General features: G+C 32.9%; 20 protein-coding genes. 16 read left to right on the top strand and 4 right to left on the bottom strand.

Annotated elements, in window-relative coordinates; translation table 11 throughout:
- Positions 1-4 precede the first annotated feature (4 nt).
- The 3 genes from BTO05_RS13090 to BTO05_RS13080 form a co-directional block, all read right to left on the bottom strand.
- Positions 5-247 (bottom strand): hypothetical protein, encoded by a 243-nt coding sequence (locus tag BTO05_RS13090; protein ID WP_087493098.1) that lies wholly within the window; start codon positions 245-247, stop codon positions 5-7.
- Between the two features lie 110 nt (positions 248-357).
- On the bottom strand, positions 358-870 hold the full coding sequence (gene ribH / locus BTO05_RS13085) for a 6,7-dimethyl-8-ribityllumazine synthase (protein ID WP_087493097.1): 513 nt from the start codon (positions 868-870) through the stop codon (positions 358-360).
- 2 nt (positions 871-872) lie between these two features.
- Positions 873-1637, bottom strand: coding sequence for a tetratricopeptide repeat protein (locus BTO05_RS13080; RefSeq protein WP_087493096.1), 765 nt, complete (start codon positions 1635-1637; stop codon positions 873-875).
- A 138-nt stretch (positions 1638-1775) separates the two neighbouring features.
- On the opposite strand from BTO05_RS13080, the gene recF reads away from it, so the two are divergent.
- Genes recF through BTO05_RS13065 form a run of 3 tightly spaced genes read left to right on the top strand, consistent with a single transcriptional unit; the run spans position 1776 to position 3572 of the window.
- On the top strand, positions 1776-2855 hold the full coding sequence (gene recF / locus BTO05_RS13075) for a DNA replication/repair protein RecF (RefSeq protein ID WP_087493095.1): 1080 nt from the start codon (positions 1776-1778) through the stop codon (positions 2853-2855).
- Positions 2852-3274, top strand: a complete 423-nt coding sequence (locus tag BTO05_RS13070) for a hypothetical protein (protein WP_087493094.1) — start codon at positions 2852-2854, stop codon at positions 3272-3274. Before recF ends, BTO05_RS13070 begins: the two co-directional genes overlap by 4 nt.
- Before the next feature lies 1 nt (position 3275).
- Positions 3276-3572, top strand: coding sequence for a DUF721 domain-containing protein (locus BTO05_RS13065; RefSeq protein ID WP_087493093.1), 297 nt, complete (start codon positions 3276-3278; stop codon positions 3570-3572).
- 19 nt (positions 3573-3591) lie between these two features.
- Here BTO05_RS13065 and BTO05_RS13060 read toward each other — a convergent pair whose 3' ends face one another.
- Positions 3592-3894, bottom strand: a complete 303-nt coding sequence (locus BTO05_RS13060; protein ID WP_087493092.1) for a hypothetical protein — start codon at positions 3892-3894, stop codon at positions 3592-3594.
- 346 nt (positions 3895-4240) lie between these two features.
- On the opposite strand from BTO05_RS13060, the gene BTO05_RS13055 reads away from it, so the two are divergent.
- From BTO05_RS13055 to BTO05_RS12995, 13 genes are all read left to right on the top strand, one after another.
- On the top strand, positions 4241-4771 hold the full coding sequence (locus BTO05_RS13055) for a CIA30 family protein (RefSeq protein WP_232459749.1): 531 nt from the start codon (positions 4241-4243) through the stop codon (positions 4769-4771).
- An 89-nt stretch (positions 4772-4860) separates the two neighbouring features.
- Positions 4861-7071: a RelA/SpoT family protein gene (locus BTO05_RS13050; RefSeq protein ID WP_087493091.1), complete on the top strand. Its 2211-nt coding sequence runs from the start codon at positions 4861-4863 to the stop codon at positions 7069-7071.
- Between the two features lie 113 nt (positions 7072-7184).
- Positions 7185-7643, top strand: a complete 459-nt coding sequence (locus tag BTO05_RS13045) for a Fur family transcriptional regulator (protein ID WP_087493090.1) — start codon at positions 7185-7187, stop codon at positions 7641-7643.
- 6 nt (positions 7644-7649) lie between these two features.
- Positions 7650-8924 carry an adenylosuccinate synthase gene (locus tag BTO05_RS13040; protein ID WP_087493089.1) on the top strand — a complete coding sequence of 425 codons (1275 nt, stop codon included), beginning with the start codon at positions 7650-7652 and terminating at the stop codon, positions 8922-8924.
- A gap of 92 nt (positions 8925-9016) precedes the next feature.
- Positions 9017-10789 (top strand): OstA-like protein, encoded by a 1773-nt coding sequence (locus BTO05_RS13035; RefSeq protein WP_087493088.1) that lies wholly within the window; start codon positions 9017-9019, stop codon positions 10787-10789.
- Between the two features lies 1 nt (position 10790).
- Positions 10791-11966, top strand: coding sequence for an aspartate aminotransferase family protein (locus BTO05_RS13030; protein ID WP_087493087.1), 1176 nt, complete (start codon positions 10791-10793; stop codon positions 11964-11966).
- 157 nt (positions 11967-12123) lie between these two features.
- A complete protein-coding gene (locus BTO05_RS13025) occupies positions 12124-13536 on the top strand; it encodes a tetratricopeptide repeat protein (protein WP_087493086.1) in 1413 nt (470 codons plus the stop codon).
- Positions 13537-13572: 36 nt separating this feature from the next.
- Positions 13573-14547: a DUF368 domain-containing protein gene (locus BTO05_RS13020; RefSeq protein WP_087493085.1), complete on the top strand. Its 975-nt coding sequence runs from the start codon at positions 13573-13575 to the stop codon at positions 14545-14547.
- Positions 14548-15561: a DUF368 domain-containing protein gene (locus BTO05_RS13015; protein WP_087493084.1), complete on the top strand. Its 1014-nt coding sequence runs from the start codon at positions 14548-14550 to the stop codon at positions 15559-15561. It begins immediately after the preceding gene.
- Positions 15536-16294 (top strand): shikimate dehydrogenase family protein, encoded by a 759-nt coding sequence (locus tag BTO05_RS13010; protein ID WP_087493083.1) that lies wholly within the window; start codon positions 15536-15538, stop codon positions 16292-16294. Before BTO05_RS13015 ends, BTO05_RS13010 begins: the two co-directional genes overlap by 26 nt.
- An 89-nt stretch (positions 16295-16383) precedes the next feature.
- Entirely contained in the window at positions 16384-18429 is a 2046-nt protein-coding gene (locus BTO05_RS13005) for a DUF349 domain-containing protein (RefSeq protein ID WP_087493082.1), read from the top strand.
- A gap of 75 nt (positions 18430-18504) precedes the next feature.
- Positions 18505-18723, top strand: coding sequence for a hypothetical protein (locus BTO05_RS13000; protein WP_087493081.1), 219 nt, complete (start codon positions 18505-18507; stop codon positions 18721-18723).
- Between the two features lie 6 nt (positions 18724-18729).
- On the top strand, positions 18730-19122 hold the full coding sequence (locus BTO05_RS12995; RefSeq protein ID WP_087493080.1) for an SMI1/KNR4 family protein: 393 nt from the start codon (positions 18730-18732) through the stop codon (positions 19120-19122).
- Positions 19123-19264: the final 142 nt, after the last annotated feature.

Raw genomic sequence — 19264 nt, 5'->3', positions numbered from 1 at the left:
TATTTTATTTCATATATCCATTAAGAATATACATTAATACAATAACAGCAATTAAAAAAACAATCATTGTCGGAAGAGAACTAAAACCTTTTCGTCTTTTAGAATTTGGTTTAGCTGCATTCCATTTAGATTCAAAATCTTCTTTTATAGTTTGTTCTCCCGAATCTTGGAAGCGTGGCTTGTAATTGAATTTTTTGTTTTTTCGCTGATTAAACACTTTTAATGAAATTACTATGATTCCTTTCAAAAATACTTAAAATACAAGGAATTTTGGCAAAGCAACTCTTAATAATTGTTAACAAAAAGCCTGCCAAAAAAAGGTTTAATGACAGAAATGGTTATTCAAAAGTTAAGGAATTAATAGCCTATACTAATACCGTGACCTCTAGAATCTTTTCGAAGTTGTGCCATTTTTATCGCAGCAATAGCGGCTTCAGTACCTTTGTTTCCATGTTTTCCGCCAGAACGGTCAATAGATTGTTGCATATTATTATCCGTCAATACACAAAAAATAACAGGAATATCACTTAAGACATTAAGGTCTTTAATACCTTGAGTAACGCCATCACAAACAAAATCAAAATGCTTAGTCTCACCTTGAATCACTGAGCCAATAGCTATAACAACATCTACATTATTACTTTGCATTTTTTTACAGCCATAAATTAACTCATAGCTTCCTGGAACATTCCAACGTGTAATCCTATCGTCTAGAGCACCACAGTCTTTTAGTGCTTCAACAGCGCCATTGTAGAGCCCTTCTGTAATGGTATCATTCCATTCTGAAACAACAATCCCAAACCGAAAATTTTTCGCGTTTGGGATTGTAGCTTTATCGTAGTTTGATAAATTTTTATTTTCGGTAGCCATATCTATAAGCTTGCTTCTGCTTTTCCGATAAGTACATCTATATTTTTTGCATCATCAGACGTTGGGAATTCCGTTTTAATTCGATTTAGGTAATCTAAAGCCTTTTGGTTCTGACCTAACTTCATAGCTACAATCGCTGCTTTCTTTAAATACAATGGTGTTGTAAAATCGTTAGCGCTAACTTTGATTGCTTTTTCGTAGTAGTCTAAACCATCTTCAAGCTGGTTTAATTGAACAAAAGAATCACCTATTCCACCTTTAGATATTGCAGATAACATTAAGTCATCACTTTTAAACTCGTTAAGATATTTAATAGCTTCGTCGTATTTGTTCATATTTAGGTATGCAGTACCCGCATAATAGTTTGCTAAATTTCCTGCTGGTGTTCCACCATATTCGCTAGCAATATCTAACATTCCATATTTTCCGTCAGCACCTTCTAATGCTAATGTGAATAAAGAGTCTTTTTCTGTAGCATTAAGTGCTTCATCAAAATAACCTTGTGCTACTGCCATCTCATTCATAGCTTCTTCAGCATTTGGTTCTGCAATAAATTTATTATAACCCATATATGCCAAAAGCACCAAAGCCACAACACCTACAATACCATAGATATATTTTTGATTTTTTATAACCCATTCTTCGGTTTTGGAAGCAGACTCGTCTAAGGTATTAAATACCTCAGCTGTTGTTGAATCTTCTTCTATTGCCTCAACCTTTTCTTTTTGAGTTTTAGGCTTATATCCTCTTTTCTTATATGTTGCCATAATTTCTAATTTGTGCGAGGGCAAAAATAAAATTTTTATTGGGAATTAAAAGCCTATTTATTTGTTATTTTTCAATAATTTGCAGCCTTTATAAATCTAAAGACATACCTTTTAAACACTACGATTACAACTCATTTTATGTTTCTTAACCGACTCTCTTTAGTGAATTATAAGAATTTTGAAAGTTCTACTTTCGAATTTGACACTAAAATTAACTGTTTTGTTGGCGCTAATGGTATAGGAAAAACCAATGCCTTAGATGCCATATATCACCTAGCATTTGGTAAAAGTTATTTTAATCCTGTTGCTACCCAAAATATTAAGCACGGCGAAGAGTTTTTTGTTGTAGACGGACAATTTCATAAAAACGAGCGTGACGAAAAATTGATTGTTTCTTTAAAAAAGGGACAGAAAAAAGTTATAAAACGTAATGGTAAAGCTTATGAAAAATTTAGTGAGCACATTGGCTTTATTCCGCTTGTTATTATTTCACCAGCTGACCGAGATTTAATTAGCGAAGGCAGTGATATTAGACGAAAATTTATTGATAGTGTAATTTCTCAGAGCGACAAAGCGTACTTAAAAGATTTAATAAGCTATAACAAAGTATTATCACAGCGTAATGCATTGCTAAAATATTTTGCTCTGAATAATACTTATAATTCAGATACATTAGAAGTTTACAATGAGCAACTAAAAACTTTTGGTCAACCTGTTTTTGAGAAAAGAGATGCATTTTTAAAAACATTTATTCCTATTTTTAAAGAACGTTACGCGACAATCAGTAACAGTAGCGAAGCTGTAAATTTGGTTTATAAAAGTGATTTGTTTGCAACTGATTTAGCTGAATTACTAAAAAGTAGTTTGGGCAAAGACCGAGCTATACAGTATACTAGTGTTGGTATACACAAAGACGATTTGATATTCCAGATTGAAGGTTATCCGATTAAAAAGTTTGGTAGTCAAGGTCAGCAAAAATCGTTTTTAATTGCTTTGAAATTGGCTCAATTCGATTTTATAAAACAGCAAAGCGGCGTACCTCCTATTCTACTATTAGATGATATTTTTGATAAATTAGACGAAAATCGCGTGGCACAAATTATCAATATGGTAGATGATGAACACTTTGGACAAATTTTTATTAGTGATACGCATCCCGAGCGTACCGAAAATGTTGTAAAACAGATCCATCAATCTTATAAAATAATAAAGTTATGAAGCGTATTGCATTAGTCTTATTCATTACAGTTTTATTTTCATGTTCTCAAGATCCTGAAAGCCACTTGGAATACATTAATGGGTATTGGGAAATCAAAGAGGTTATCTTTACTGATGGAGATAAAAAAGACTACAAGTACAATGACACTATAGATTACATTAGTATTAACGACAGCCTGATTGGTTTTAGAAAAAAGCTAAAACCTGGTTTTAATTCTCAATATATCACCTCAAAGGATGCAGAAGGCATTACTGTAAAGATTGAAAACGATAGTTTAAATTTATACTACAAAACACCATACGCTAATTGGAAAGAAACCGTTTTAAAAGCTGACGAAAACAGCTTAAAAGTTATCAATGACAGAGAAACCATATACATTTACAAACGTTATAAACCTATTGAACTAGATTTAGAATAATATGGCAAAACGCAACAACGATAATCAATCTATACAAGACGTTCTAAAAGAATTTGTCTCTAGCAACAACCTGCAAAATGGTTTAGATAAAGTCGATGTGCGAGATGCTTGGTCTAGCCTTATGGGCAATGGCGTTAATAATTATACAACTGCCATTGAGCTAAAACACGACACACTTTACGTACAACTAAGCTCTAGTGTATTAAGAGAAGAATTAAGTTACGGTAAAGAAAAAATTATTGCGATGCTTAATGAGGCTATCGGTAAGGATGTGATTACGAAATTGGTTTTGAGATAGAAATATAATCTTTATAATGTTATTTATTTAAATTAACATCCTTAACATCAATTTCAGCGCTAATACTTATCATACTCGACAGCATCCTAACCTTTGAAGTGTCTTTTGTTTTCATGAATACAATATCCTCAACTGAGCCATTAATATAAAATTTACCACTCTTTTTTGGAACAATACTAAAAGGGATTTTATTATATCTAGCCGCATACAAAGTATCTATTTCATGGTCTTCAAATATTTGTTCTATGGGTTGTTCAAATAAATCAACTGGTAGTAATTCATTGACTTTATAAAAAAAGATTCTTCTCTGAGGATAACTCACTTCATCATAAATTGTTTTTGTAATTGTGTCAAAATCATTTACATAATTGACAATACCATCATAAGAACTGTCTTTATAAAGTTGATTTGTTTCTAAACCATCTTTTTTGAAGACAATATGAATTCCTCGTTTTTGAGTATCGATTTCAGTTTCTGTTACTTCTTTTGGTTTTTCAACTTTGTCTTGACAACCAATTAAAAAAATACAATTAAAAAGTAGGAAGCTTTACTAAATTTCATAATGACAATTTATAAATAATAACTTTATATTAAATACAATCATAAAACTTTCTAAAACAGACAATTTTCATTTTCTATCCTATTTATCTTTGCAAAAAAGCAAACCTATGAAATATCTCATATTTCAAGTTATAATACTAATAACTATGCCGCAAATGACATTATTTAACTTTAACTCTGAGAGCAACTTAAGTAATTGGAGAATCTTAGATGATGTTGTTATGGGTGGACGCTCAGATGGAAATTTTAAGCTCAACGAAGATGGTCATGGGGAATTTTCGGGTGATGTTTCTCTTAAGAACAATGGTGGTTTTTCATCTGTTCGTTACAATTTCGACACAGTAAATTCTTCAAATTTCGAATCATTTCAACTTCGTATTAAAGGAGACGGCAAACCATTTCAGTTTAGAGTTAAAAGTAGCTATAGACATCGGTATTCGTACATCTACACATTTGAAACCACAGGAAAATGGGAAACAATCTCAATACCTTTCAATAGAATGGAACCATCATTTCGAGGTTATAAACTAAACCAAGCTAACTTTGATGGTGAGCAAATGGAAGAAATTACCTTCTTAATAGGGAACAAGAAAGAACAATCGTTTAGACTACTAATTGATAAGATTATTCTGCAGTAAATACTTTTGCTATAATTAGCGTAATTATATCCTAAAATTCTACTTACAAAACAATTGCTTATTCCGTTTGGTCTTCTTACATTAGTTCTATGACTGAGGAAGCTATCGAAAAAGAAAATGCTGCTATTGCAAAAGCTTACAAAGAATTACTAAAAGTAAGCTATCAGACCTTAACTAGCGAGGACAAAAAACTAATACGCCAAGCTTTTGAGGTTGCTGTTGATGCGCATAAAGACCAAAGACGAAAGTCTGGTGAAGCCTATATTTTTCATCCGATAGCAGTCGCAAAAATTGTCGCTCAAGAGATTGGATTAGATGCTACTAGTATTGCCGCAGCTTTACTACATGATGTTGTAGAAGACAACCCAAATTACACCATCGCAGACATGGAGCGTCTTTTTGGCGAAACCGTAGCTCGTATAGTTGATGGTTTAACTAAAATTTCGTCTTTAAAGAAAGATATGGATGTCTCACTTCAAGCAGAAAATTTTAGAAAAATGCTGCTGACACTTAATGAAGATGTCCGAGTGATTATTATCAAAATTGCTGACCGCTTGCACAACATGCAAACTATGGATTCTATGCGTAGTGATAAGCAGGTAAAAATCGCTTCTGAAACTTTATACATTTATGCGCCTCTAGCCCATCGAATCGGGCTATATAATATAAAAACAGAACTCGAAGATCTGGGCTTAAAATACACACAGCCTCAAGTCTACAATGACATCTTAAGTAAGATTGAAGACAGTAAGGAAGAGCAAGACACTTACATTAAAGACTTCTCAAAAGTCATCAAAGATTCATTGGACAAAGAAGGTCTTAAATACGAAATTAAAGGGCGACCAAAATCAATCTTTAGTATTCGTCGAAAAATGGTAAAACAAGGTGTTTCTTTTGATGAAGTTTATGACAAGTTCGCGGTAAGAATTATTTACAATTCAGATTTAAAAAATGAAAAATTTCTGGCTTGGAAAATATACTCTATAGTAACAGACCACTTTACGCCAAACCCAATACGTCTTCGTGATTGGATTTCGTCTCCTAAATCAACAGGTTATGAAGCACTACATATTACAGTAGTAGGACCAAAAAGCCGTTGGGTCGAGGTGCAAATTCGTAGTGAACGTATGAATGAAATTGCTGAAAAAGGATACGCAGCACATTACAAATATAAAAATGAAAATGAGAAAGAAGACAGCCTTGATTTATGGATAAATCGTCTTCAGGAAACATTAGAAAACAATGAAGCAGATGCTGTAGATTTTGTTGAACAATTTAAACTTAATTTATATTCCAAAGAAATATTTGTCTTTTCGCCAAAAGGTGATTTAAAGTCATTACCAAAAGGCGCAACACCATTAGATTTTGCGTTTAGTATTCATACCGAAGTTGGTATGAAAACTCGTGGCGCCAAAGTCAACGGAAAATTAGTACCTCTTAGTTATGAACTAACTAGTGGTGATCGTGTCGAAATTCTAACTTCTGAAAATGCAAAACCAAACAGTAACTGGTTAGATTACTCTACAACAGCTAGAGCTCGAAGCAAAATAAAATCTGCCTTAAACGCTGATAAAAAAGAAATTGGAGAAGAGGGAAAAGAGATTTTAAGACGAAAATTAAAGCAGCTAAAAATAACATTGAACGAGAAGTCGGTTAATGAAATGGTTAACCATTTTAAACTAAAAACTTCTCTAGATTTATTTTATCGTGTTGGGCTTGGCACTATTGACAATTCAATGCTCAAGAACTATGCATCGTCAAGAAGTAATGCTCTAGTCAGTTATTTTAAAAATAAAATAACAAGAAAACCTGAGCCTCCTAAATATATTGACAAAGAAGAAGTAACGTCTAAATTCGATATGCTAGTCTTTGGTAAAGAAGAAGAGAAATTAGACTATGCTCATGCCAAATGCTGTAATCCAATCCCTGGAGATAAAGTATTTGGATTTTTAACTATAAATGACGGTATTAAAGTTCACAAGAAAAATTGTCCGAATGCTGTAAGTCTTCAGTCTAACTACGCCTATCGTATTATGCAGGCTAGATGGATAGATTCTTCTCAACAAGAGTATACCTCACAGATTATACTTTCAGGTTTAGACGATTTAGGATTAGTTAATGATGTAACCAAAGTTATTTCTTCAAACATGCATGTTAATATGAAAAGTCTTAATTTTTCTAGTGATGATGGGATTTTTAAAGGTAAAATCACAGTAGTTGTAAAGAATAAAACCATGTTGAAGAAACTCATGGAAAATCTCAAAAAAATAAACGGAATAGATAAAGTTACTCGAGTATAATACCAATATAAAACAACATTTTTAGCGACCTTGAAAACTTGTTCATTTCTTTTTTGTTTTAGTCTAACTTTAGTATTCTAATAGGACAAATTTGTTTAAATTTACACCTTAATATGAATGCAAAAAAAGAAGAAAGTAATCAGGAAATTGTAAAACGTGTTTTTACTAGTTTCTTAGAAGAAAATGGCCACAGAAAAACGCCTGAGCGTTACGCCATACTTCAGGAAATATACGATAGTGAAGAACATTTTGATATTGAATCTTTATACATCAAAATGAAAAATAAAAACTATCGTGTTAGCCGAGCTACACTTTACAACACTATTGAATTACTCTTAGATTGTGCACTTGTTCGCAAACATCAATTCGGGCAAAATCAAGCACATTATGAGAAGTCTTATTTTGATAAACAACATGACCACGTTATTTTAACAGATACTGGCGAAGTCATTGAGTTCTGCGATCCACGCATTCAATCTATAAAAAAAACCATAGAAGAAGTTTTTGATATCGAAATCAATAACCACTCGCTTTACTTTTATGGCAACCGAAAAAATAACAACACAAACTAACATACAATGGCAGTAGATTTACTACTAGGTTTACAATGGGGCGACGAAGGCAAAGGAAAAATTGTCGATGTTTTAACCTCTAAATATGATATTATTGCACGATTTCAAGGTGGTCCAAATGCAGGACATACTTTAGTTTTTAATGGACGAAAGCACGTGTTACATACCATTCCTTCTGGAATTTTCCATAATGACACAGTAAATCTAGTCGGAAACGGTGTTGTAATCGACCCTGTTATCTTTAAAAAAGAATTAGACAAATTAGACGAGCAAGATGTAGATTATAAAAAGTCACTTATCATTTCTCGTAAAGCACATATTATTTTACCAACACATCGTTTATTAGATGCGGCAAGTGAAACTGCTAAAGGAAAAGCAAAAATCGGTTCGACCTTAAAGGGCATTGGACCAACATATATGGATAAAACTGGAAGAAATGGTATCCGTGTTGGAGATATAGAATTAGCCAATTGGAAAGATAGATATCGTGCTTTAGCAACCAAGCACGAAGCGATGATTGATTTCTATAACGTAGATATTCAATACGATTTAGATGAGCTTGAAGCTGAATTTTTCAGTGCTATTGAAACTTTAAAATCTTTAAAATTTATAGATTCTGAAGAATACGTACACCAAGCGCAAATCTCAGGAAAATCTATTTTGGCAGAAGGCGCTCAAGGCTCACTTTTAGATATTGATTTTGGAACATATCCTTTTGTAACATCTTCTAATACAACTGCAGCTGGTGCATGTACAGGCTTGGGTGTTGCACCTAATCAAATTGGTAAGGTTTACGGTATATTTAAGGCCTACACAACACGTGTTGGCTCTGGACCTTTCCCAACAGAATTGTTTGATAAAGATGGTGAAACTATGGCACGTGTAGGCCACGAATTTGGCGCAACTACAGGTCGTCCACGACGTTGCGGCTGGTTAGATTTGGTTGCTTTACGCTATGCTTGCCAAGTAAATGGTGTTACAGAACTGATTATGATGAAAGGTGATGTGCTTTCTGGTTTTAAAACCTTAAAAGTTTGTAGAGCTTACAAATACAAAGGTGAAGAAATTACACATTTACCATATAATATAGAAGAAGAAAACGTCACTCCTATCTATACCGAAGTAAAAGGTTGGGATGCAGATTTAACAGGTATGACGGAAGCTTCACAATTACCAGATGCGCTAAACGGCTATGTAGAGTTTTTAGAAAAAGAATTAAACATACCAATTACAGTTGTTTCGGTTGGTCCAGATAGAAAGCAAACGATTCAGAGAAAGTAAAACTTTTACTTTGGCTTTATTGTTGTTAAAAAAACTGTTAACTGATACTAAAGCAAAAGTAAACTGGTTAGTAGTCTATAAAACCAAAGTTTTTGAAAACACTTAAATACATACTATTACTTTTTTGTTGTGCATTTGCTACATTAAGTTTTTCTCAAAAAAAAGATAAACTTCAAGTTGTTTTTGCAGGTAAAGGCTTTACTGAAAAAGGAAGTGAGTCTGGTACGACTACTTTTCTTAGAGATAACCAACAACAAGTTCACTTTGTACATAACGGCGTAAATCTGTACTGTGACAAAGCTGTGCTTTATAAAAAAGAAAATTTTGTTGAAGCTTTTAGCAATGTCCGTATGGTGCAAGGTGATACAATCACTATGACGGCCAAATACCTTGAGTATAGTGGTAAAACAGAGTTAGCATTTGCACGAGGCAATGTGGTTTTAACTGAACCATCTTCAACCTTAACTACCGAGAAACTTCATTTTGACCGAATAAAACAACAGGCCTATTACGATGTCTCAGGAAAAGTTGAGAGAGATTCTTCAGGAACAATAACTAGCCGAATTGGACGATATTACATGCCTACAAAAAAGTATCAGTTTGTCGATAGTGTGGTATTAGTTAATCCTGAATATACTTTAAAAACCAAACGTCTCGATTTTTTTAATGATTCTGGTCACGCCTATATTTTTGGACCATCAACTATTACTGGAGAAGGTAACGATATCTATTGTGAACGTGGTTTTTACGACACTCAAGAGAATTTTGGGCACTTTCAACGAAATGCAAAAATCAATTATGATGATAGGGAAGTCATTGGCGATAGTATCTATTTTGACAGAACTCTAAACTTTGCTTCAGCTACAAACAATATAAAAGTTACCGACACCATAAACAACAGTATTGTAAAAGGTGATTATGCCGAAGTTTGGAAAGCAAAAGATTCTGTTTTTATAACTGGACGCGCTTTAGCAATAACAGTTCAAGAAAAAGACTCAATATTTATGCACAGTGACACCTTAATGCTCACTGGGCCAGAAAACCATAGAATTACAAGAGCATACTACAATGCAAAGATTTATAAAAGTGATTTAGCTGGTAAAGCAGATTCTATTCATGCAGACCACAAAACAGGTTTAACTGAACTTATAAATTTAGCGCGCTTTAGTTCTAAAGACCCTTTTGCATCAAAGCGAAAACCCGTGCTCTGGAATTTAGGAAATCAAATGTCCGGTGATACAATTCACTTAATCTCAAATGTAAAAACAGAACAACTAGACTCGCTAAAAGTCTTTAATAATGCCTTTTTAGTTAGTAAAGACACTATTAGCGATGATGGCTATAATCAGACCAAAGGCAAACAGCTAATTGGGTTATTTAAAGATAATGAGCTTTATAATGTTGATATTATAAAGAATGCCGAAGTCATCTATTATTCTCGTAATGGTCTAGGAGAACTCATCGGTATTAATAAATCTAAGTCTGGAAGTATTAATATCAAAATATCAGATAATGATATTGAAGAAATACGATTAATTAATAAAGTTGATGGAGATTTAAGTCCCGAATCTTTATTCCCAAATAATGCTAACAAGTTACGTGGTTTTGATTGGCGAGGTAAAGAACGACCAACTAGTGTCGAAGATTTATTTAAAGATGACCCGTCATTAAATTTACCAGTAATTAAAGGACTTGATGATTATATTCCGCCAGAAGATTTTTTTGATGAAGATGTACGACAACGTATCGAAGCTGCAAAACCCACAGATAAAACAATAACAAATAAAGCAGCTAGAAATCTTCCAAAAGCAGTAAAAGAATCAAAAAAGACTAAGTCTGAAAAAGAGAAAAAATCTGGCAACTAATATGCAAGACGATTTCTTTAAATACCAAGCACAAACAACACCGCATCCATTAGCGTTAGAGATAAGTCATGCCGAAGGAAGTTATATTTATGACACTTCGGGAAAAGCACATCTCGATTTTGTAGCTGGTGTTTCTGCTACGCCTTTAGGTCATCGACACCCAAAAGTTATTTCTGCTATAAAGAAACAGCTTGACAAATATTTACATGTCATGGTTTATGGCGAATATGTTCAGCAGCCTGCTGTAGAGTTATCTAAACTTTTAGCAGATAACTTACCAAAATCTTTAAATACAACTTATCTAGTCAATTCTGGTACAGAAGCTATTGAAGGTAGCATTAAACTAGCTAGAAGATTTACAGGTCGAACTGAAATTATAGCAGCAAAAAATGCTTATCACGGAAATACAATGGGTGCGCTAAGTCTTATGGATTATCAAGAACGTAAACGACCATTCTTACCACTGATACCAGACATTAAGCATATTACATTTAATTGCGAATTTTGCTTAAATGATATTACTAAAAAGACAGCAGCTGTTATTTTAGAAACCATACAAGGTGGCGCAGGCTTTATAGAGCCAATAAATGACTATCTAAAAAAAGTAAAAGCACGTTGTGAAGAAGTCGGTGCGTTATTAATCTTAGACGAAATACAACCTGGTTTTGGTCGAACAGGCAAACTCTTTGGGTTTGAAAATTACGATTGTGTTCCAGATATTCTTGTGACTGGCAAAGGTCTTGGCGGTGGATTACCGATAGGTGCATTTACAGCTTCTGGTAAGATGATGGAAACATTATCTGACAATCCTAAATTAGGTCATATAACTACGTTTGGCGGACATCCCGTAATTGCAGCTTCGGCTTTAGCAACTTTAATAGAAATTACATCATCCGATTTAATAAAAAAATCATTAGATAAGGAAAAACTAATTAGACAACACCTTCAACATCCAAAAGTAAAGGAAATAAGAGGTCGTGGCTTAATGTTAGCCGCAATTACAACTTCGGCAGAGACAACCAACGAAGTTATTCTTAAGGCAAAAGACCAAGGTTTAATATTATTCTGGTTATTATTTGAACCAAAAGCAATCCGTATTACGCCACCTTTAACTATTTCTGATGAAGAAATCATTAAAGGCTGTAAGATTATTAAAGATATTCTCAACACGCTTTAAGTCTTTAACTATTGAAAGCAAAGACACTACGAAACGACTATTACTTTATCGTTGAAAGATTTTAGATGTTAACTATTTTGTTAAAAACATTAACAAGTAAAAATTAAAACTTCAATCTATAACACTAAATTTATTTTATTGAACAATATATCTGCCTATGGAGTATAGTCAAAATGAAGATTCTAATAATATGTCCCTCACAAAGTTTGAGTCGATGCTAAAAACAAATGATGTTTTGTTTTTTGACTCCAATGAATTTGAAAATATTATTCATCATTATCTCGAAAATGGCAAAATCTCTTTAGCAAAAAAAGCTATAAAACTTGGATTACAACAGCATCCAACTTCAATCAACCTTCGTTTATTTAAAATTGAAATATTAGTCATCGAAAATAAATTTGATGTAGCTAATGATATACTTGAAGAACTTCATTATTTAGAACCTAATAATGAAGAAATCTACATCCAAAAAGCAAATGTTTTATCTAAGCAAGATTTACATGAAGAAGCTATAAGCGCACTGTTAATAGCATTAGATTTATCGAGCTCGAGTGAAGGAGAAAGTGATTTATTTGGCTTGATTGGCATGGAATATTTGTTTTTAGATCAATTTGAAAACGCCCTACTCTATTTTCAAAAATGCTTAGAAATTGATAAAACGGACTATTCAGCATTACATAATGTGGTGTATTGTTTTGACTTTTTAGATAAAAATCAAGAAGCAATAGAATTTTTAAATACATATTTAGATACAAATCCATATTGCGAAGTGGCTTGGCATCAATTAGGAAGACAGTATTTTTCTGTAAAAGACTACAAGCGTGCTAATACTGCGTTTGATTTTGCAATAATTTCTGACGATACTTTTGTTGGTGCTTATCTCGAAAAAGGAAAAGTATTAGAAAAGCAAGAAAAATATAATGAAGCGATTGAGAATTATAAAATTACACTTGCTTTAGAAGACCCAACATCATTTGCACTGTTAAGAATAGGATATTGCTACGAAAAGTTAGGAGAAAATGATTTGGCTGTACAGTTTTTTAATCGCACAGTTGAAGAAGACCCACTTTTAGATAAAGGTTGGATAGCTATTACCAAGTTTTATAACAAACATAAAAACTATCAAAAGGCGTTACACTATATTAAAAAAGCTGTGAATATTGACAGTGATAATGTCCTATACTGGAAGCTTTATGCCAAAATCAATCTAAGATTGAACTATTTGGAGGAAGCAGAACAAGGCTTTAAACGTACTTTAGAATTAGGTAATTACGAATTAGACACTTGGATTAATCGTACAGATATATTGATTAAACTTGGAGAATACGAAGCTTCGGTTTATAATCTACTTCAAGCTATTGAGTTTTATCCAGAATCTGAAGAAATCGAATATCGCTTAGGTGGTTTGTATTTTAAACTTTTGGAACAAGACAAAGGTCGTTATCATCTAAAAAATGCACTTCGCCTTAATAAAGATTATGATTTTATTATTGAAGAGTTATTTCCTAATCTTCAAAATAGACCAATAATTAAAGAGATTATTTTGTCTTCAAAAAAATCTTTGGACTAAAAATCCATACCTTAGCGTTTCACATTAAAATAAATTATGCAACGCAGCTTTTTTAGCTATCTCACTGTTATTTTAAAAGGTATCGCCATGGGCGCTGCTGATGTTGTACCTGGAGTTTCTGGTGGAACAATTGCCTTTATTTCTGGTATTTACGAAGAACTTATTGAAAGTATTGATAAAGTAAATCTTGGTTTTTTTAAAGTCTGGAAAAGTGATGGTTTTAAAACAGCTTGGCACTCAATCAATGGTACTTTTCTTTTAGCCTTATTTTCTGGAATTGCTATTAGTATTTTATCTCTAGCAAAACTCATAAAATGGTTACTTCATAACGAGCCAGTTTTACTTTGGTCTTTCTTTTTTGGATTAGTATTAGCGAGTATTATATATATCGCTAAACAAATAAAAGGTTGGTCGTCATTAATTTTTATTGCCATAATATTAACCTCTATCCTATCCTATTATATCACTTTGGCAGAACCTTTTGCGTCGCCTGATAGTCCGTATTATTTATTATTCTGTGGGTTCTTAGCTATAATTGCGATGATTTTACCTGGTGTTTCTGGAGCCTTTATTCTATTAATACTAGGTGCTTACCAAACTGCAATAGACACCATAAACAATCTAAGAGATGGCCTATTTACAGGCAATATGGAATTGTTTAAAGAAGCATTTATCAACTTCTTATTATTAGCCTTGGGAGCAATTGTTGGAATTAAGGTCTTTAGCAAAATTCTAAATTGGATGTTCAAACACAAAAAGAATCTCACACTAGCGATACTTACTGGCTTTATGATTGGTTCTTTAAATAAAATTTGGCCTTGGAAAGAAATACTATCGACACGTGTTAATTCTGAAGGAATTGAAGTTCCGCTATTAGAAAAAAGTATTCTTCCGACTAATTTTGAAGGTGATAGTCAGTTACTAATGGCTACACTATTTATAGTGATTGGATTTTTTACTATTCTGTTACTTGAACGTCTTGGAAAAGGCAAAGAAAACATAACTGATTAAATGGAAAGTACTCGCTCATTAAAAGACCGTGTATTTTTAGTTATCAAAGGCCTAGCCATGGGTGCAGCGAACAAAGTGCCAGGTGTTTCTGGTGGCGTAGTCGCATTTGTTGCTGGTTTTTATGAAGAGTTTATCTACTCGTTACAACGTGTAAACAAAACAGCTTTAAGACTTCTTTTGGGCGGTCGCTTCAAAAGTTTTTACAGATACATTAATGGCAAATTCTTATTCCTCTTATTCTTAGGAATGATTATCAGTTATTTCAGTGTTTCTAAATTACTGGATTACCTAATTGTACATTACGAACTGTATGTATGGAGCACCTTTTTTGGGATGATTATTGGTTCTATTTATTACATCAGTAAAGACTTTAAAGATTGGAATCCTAAAACTATCGCCGCAATTATTATAGGAATTATCGTTGGTTTAAGTATTAGTTTTCTTGACCCAGCAAAAGAAAACGACAATTTATTTTTTGTCTTTTTATGCGGAATTATAAGTGTATCAGGTATGACCTTACCTGGATTTTCTGGTTCATTTATATTGATTCTTTTAGGAAACTACGTTTTGCTTTTAGTAGATTCAGTTAATGCTCTATACGATACGATTGCCGATATTTTTTCAGGTAATTTTGATTTTATAAAAGACCAAGCACGTATCCGAATGCTAAAAGTTTTATCTGTCTTTACATTAGGTTCAGTCACAGGTTTAGTCACCTTTTCTCATGTTTTAAATTATATACTAAAACATTACAAAAACATAACTATGGCAACCATAATTGGCTTTATTATTGGTTCGCTAGGTGTTGTTTGGCCTTGGAAAAAAACTATCTATCAAACTTCAGAAAATGGCAGTCAAATACTAGACTCCAAAGGCGTACCAATCATCGAAAATTACAAACGATTTTTACCAGAAATAAATTCAGAGACTTACATCGCGATAGCTTATATATTACTTGGTATATTTATAGTTTTAGCACTAGAATGGTATGGACAACGGACAAAAAGAATCTAAATATAAATTCGGGCTTATAGGAAAGGATATTGACTATTCATTCTCTCGAGGGTATTTTGCCGAAAAATTTAAAGCAGAAAATCTACCACACGAGTATGTAAACTTTGATTTGCAAAATATTTCTGAATTCGAGGATATCTTTAAGAATTCAGAAAATATTAAAGGCCTAAATGTTACTATTCCTTACAAAGAAACTGTTATCCCTTTTTTGGATAAGCTTAATAAACGTGCCAAAGAAATAGGCGCAGTAAATACAATTAAGATTTCAAAAAAAGGGAAACTAATTGGTCATAATACCGATTTCTATGGCTTCAAAAATTCATTGAAACCACATTTACAAAAGCATCATAAAAAAGCACTCATTTTAGGAACTGGCGGTGCATCAAAAGCCATTGCTTATGCTTTAGAGCAGCTAAAAATAGAGTTCCATTTTGTATCTCGCACAAAAAAAGAAGGTGTTACTTTTACCTACGCAGACTTAACAGATGCAATTATTAACGCACATCAAATTTTAATTAATTGCTCTCCTGTTGGGACTTTTCCTGACATCAATACGTGTCCCGATATTCCATATGATGGTATTTCGGAACATCACATTCTTTACGATTTAATCTATAATCCACCACAAACCAAGTTCTTAAGATTGGGAGAATCACAAAATGCCATTACAATTAATGGTTCTAAAATGCTAGAACTTCAAGCGGAAAAATCTTGGGAAATCTGGAATAAATAGCCTCTATTTTTCATGCTAATGTTTTTCAAAAAGCTTTGAATTCATTAGTCATTTGTTATCTTTAACGTCCACATTTAAAATAACGACAAATGTCAGAGAAAGATAACCTGCAAGATGCAGATGGAAAAAAAGAAGTTGAAACTACAGCCGTAAATTCAGCTCCAGAGAAAACAGAAACTGAAACAGAAACTGAAATCGAAGTTGCTGAAGAAACAACTGATACTGAAGCTGAAGTAAAAGCAGAAACCGAAAAAGTAACAGAATCAGTTGAGGAAACTGTTGAAGAAACTGTTGAAGAAACTGTTGAAGAAACTAAAACTGAAACAAATTCTGAAGAAGAAGCTCATGTTGAAGAAATCCATAATTCTAATGCCGAAGATGCTGAAGACGAATCTAACGCAGAGCGTCACAAATTAGAAGAAAAAGATTACCATGCCATGGATATGAATGCTTTGGTATCTGAGTTCGAGACTTTACTAAAAAACCATAAAATACAGACGATTTCTTCTCATGTCAAAGAGATTAAATCCGAATTTAACTCTAAATATTCTGCACTTTTAGAAGAGAAGAAAGAAGAGTTTATAGCCGATGGCGGAAATGTTATAGATTTCTACTATTCTAACGATACTAAAAAACGTTTTAACGCTGCCGCAAAAGAATACAAGCAAACTGTCAATGCGTATTACAAAGACCGTGAGCAATCACTAAAGCAAAATCTAGAAAATAGATTGGCAATTATCGAAGAGATAAAAAGCCTCGTTGGTGTCGAAGAAAATATGGGTGAAACATACAAGCAGTTTAAGGAATTGCAAGACCAATGGCGTAATGCAGGTCCAATTCCAAGAGACAAATACAACAATGCTTGGAATACCTACCACCATCATGTAGAGCATTTTTATGACTTTTTACATCTTAATCGCGACTTACGCGATATGGATTTTAAGCATAACCTAGATCAAAAACTAAAAATCATTCAGCATGCTGAAGAGTTAGCAGCTAGTGATAACGTCATGCATTCGTTTAGAGAACTACAGGTATTACACAAACTCTGGAAAGAAGAGTTAGGTCCAGTTGGCAAAGAACATCGCGAAGAAATTTGGGAGCGTTTTAGTAAGGCTACAAAAATCATACATGATAAGCGCCAAGACTATTATGCAGATTTAGACAAAGCCTACGAGAAAAACTTAGTACGTAAAGAAGAGATTATAGAAAAAATTAAAGTACTTAATGCTGAAGAATCTACATCACATGGCGTTATACAAAAGCGCATAAAAGCTATTGAAGCTTTGCGTGAAGATTTCTTTAATGCAGGTAAAGTACCACTAAAGCAGAATGAAGCAACTTGGAAAAAGTTTAAAGATGCAGTTAGAGAATTTAACCGTAGTAAAAATAAATTCTACAAGAATTTAAAGAAAGACCAATACGCCAATCTTCAGCAAAAATTAGAATTAATTAAAACTGCCGAGGATAATAAAGACAGTGACGATTTTAAAACCGTGACGCCTTTAATGAAAAACATACAGAGTCAATGGAAATCTATTGGTCACGTACCACGAAAGGATTCTGATAAAATATGGAAACAATTCAAAAATGCATGTAACCACTATTTTGACCGCATGCATGCCGAACGTAAAGCCGAAAACCAAGAGCTTTACGATGCCTTTGACAAAAAGAAAGAATTACTTGATGGTTTAAAATCATTTGAGTTTTCTGGTGATGCCAAGGCTGATGTTTCTAAACTTCAGGAAACCATTAAGACGTTTAAATCTGTCGGCTTTGTGCCACAGAACAAACGTTTTATTGATGGTAAATTTTACAAAGCTGTAGATGCCACTTTCGATAAGTTAGACATAGACAAGTCTAAATTAGAAATGATGCGTTTTGAAGGCAGATTAGAAAATCTTTCTGGCGGTGGAGATACACGCGATTTAGACAACGAGCAAAACTTTATCCGTAAAAAGATTGACGAGGTAAAATCAGAGATTAACCAATTAGAAAATAATTTACAGTTTTTCTCTAACGTCAAATCAGACAATCCATTAGTCAAAGATGTACACAAAAATATCGAAAAACATAAGGCTTCCTTAGACACTTGGAAGAGTAAATTGAAGCGTGTTCGTGAGATGTATTCTTAGATATAAAATTTTACTTGATTTCAGATTTAAAATAAAACATACATAAAAGTTGTGCTTAATTTATAAAACGAATTTATGAAAGCAAAACATCTAGTATATCTAGTAATAATAGGTTTAGTTTTAAGAGTTGGATTAAATTTAGTTATGCCTATTATCGCTATTAATACCGAAATTGACCCATTAACATTTGGATTTATTGGTGGTGGAATAAACATATTAGTTTTTTTATCAATTGTAGGATTATTGATGAAAATATTTAGGTATCATAATATAAAGGACTTTCTAAACAATTAAAAAATAATGCCATTCCCAGTTGATGAAAAATATGTAAAAGAAACAGAATCTGAATTAAAAGTAAAATTCCCAACTGAATTTAAAAACCGTATGGTTAAAGTAAATGGTGGAGAATTAGTTGCCGACGAATTTGATTTTCAACTTTATCCTTTTTTTGATAAGTCTAACAAAAAAAGAATAAGTCGAACTTGTAACCACATCGGACTTGAAACGAAAAACGCTCATCGATGGAATAATTTCCCTAAAAATGGAATAGCAATCGGTTCTGATGGTGGAGGTAATCATTTAGTTCTGACTCACGATGGAGACGGAATCCTGTCAAATGAAATATTTTTCTGGCATCATGAATTTGGGGAATTAGAAAAAATTGCAGAATCTATTAACGAATTCAACAAATAAAATCATGCACAATACCGTGTATAATTGATTGCTAGTTATACCTACTTAAGAAAATCCTCGCTGATTTTCTATACCTTTTGTATTTACTAAATTAGTTTCTTAAACACACAACTAAATCATACACAAAAACGTTAGACGTAAT

The sequence above is a fragment of the Winogradskyella sp. PC-19 genome (genome assembly GCF_002163855.1).
Lineage (GTDB): Bacteria > Bacteroidota > Bacteroidia > Flavobacteriales > Flavobacteriaceae > Winogradskyella.
Note: the sequence above shows the minus strand (reverse complement) of the source record. Positions and strands in the feature narration are given on the sequence as shown.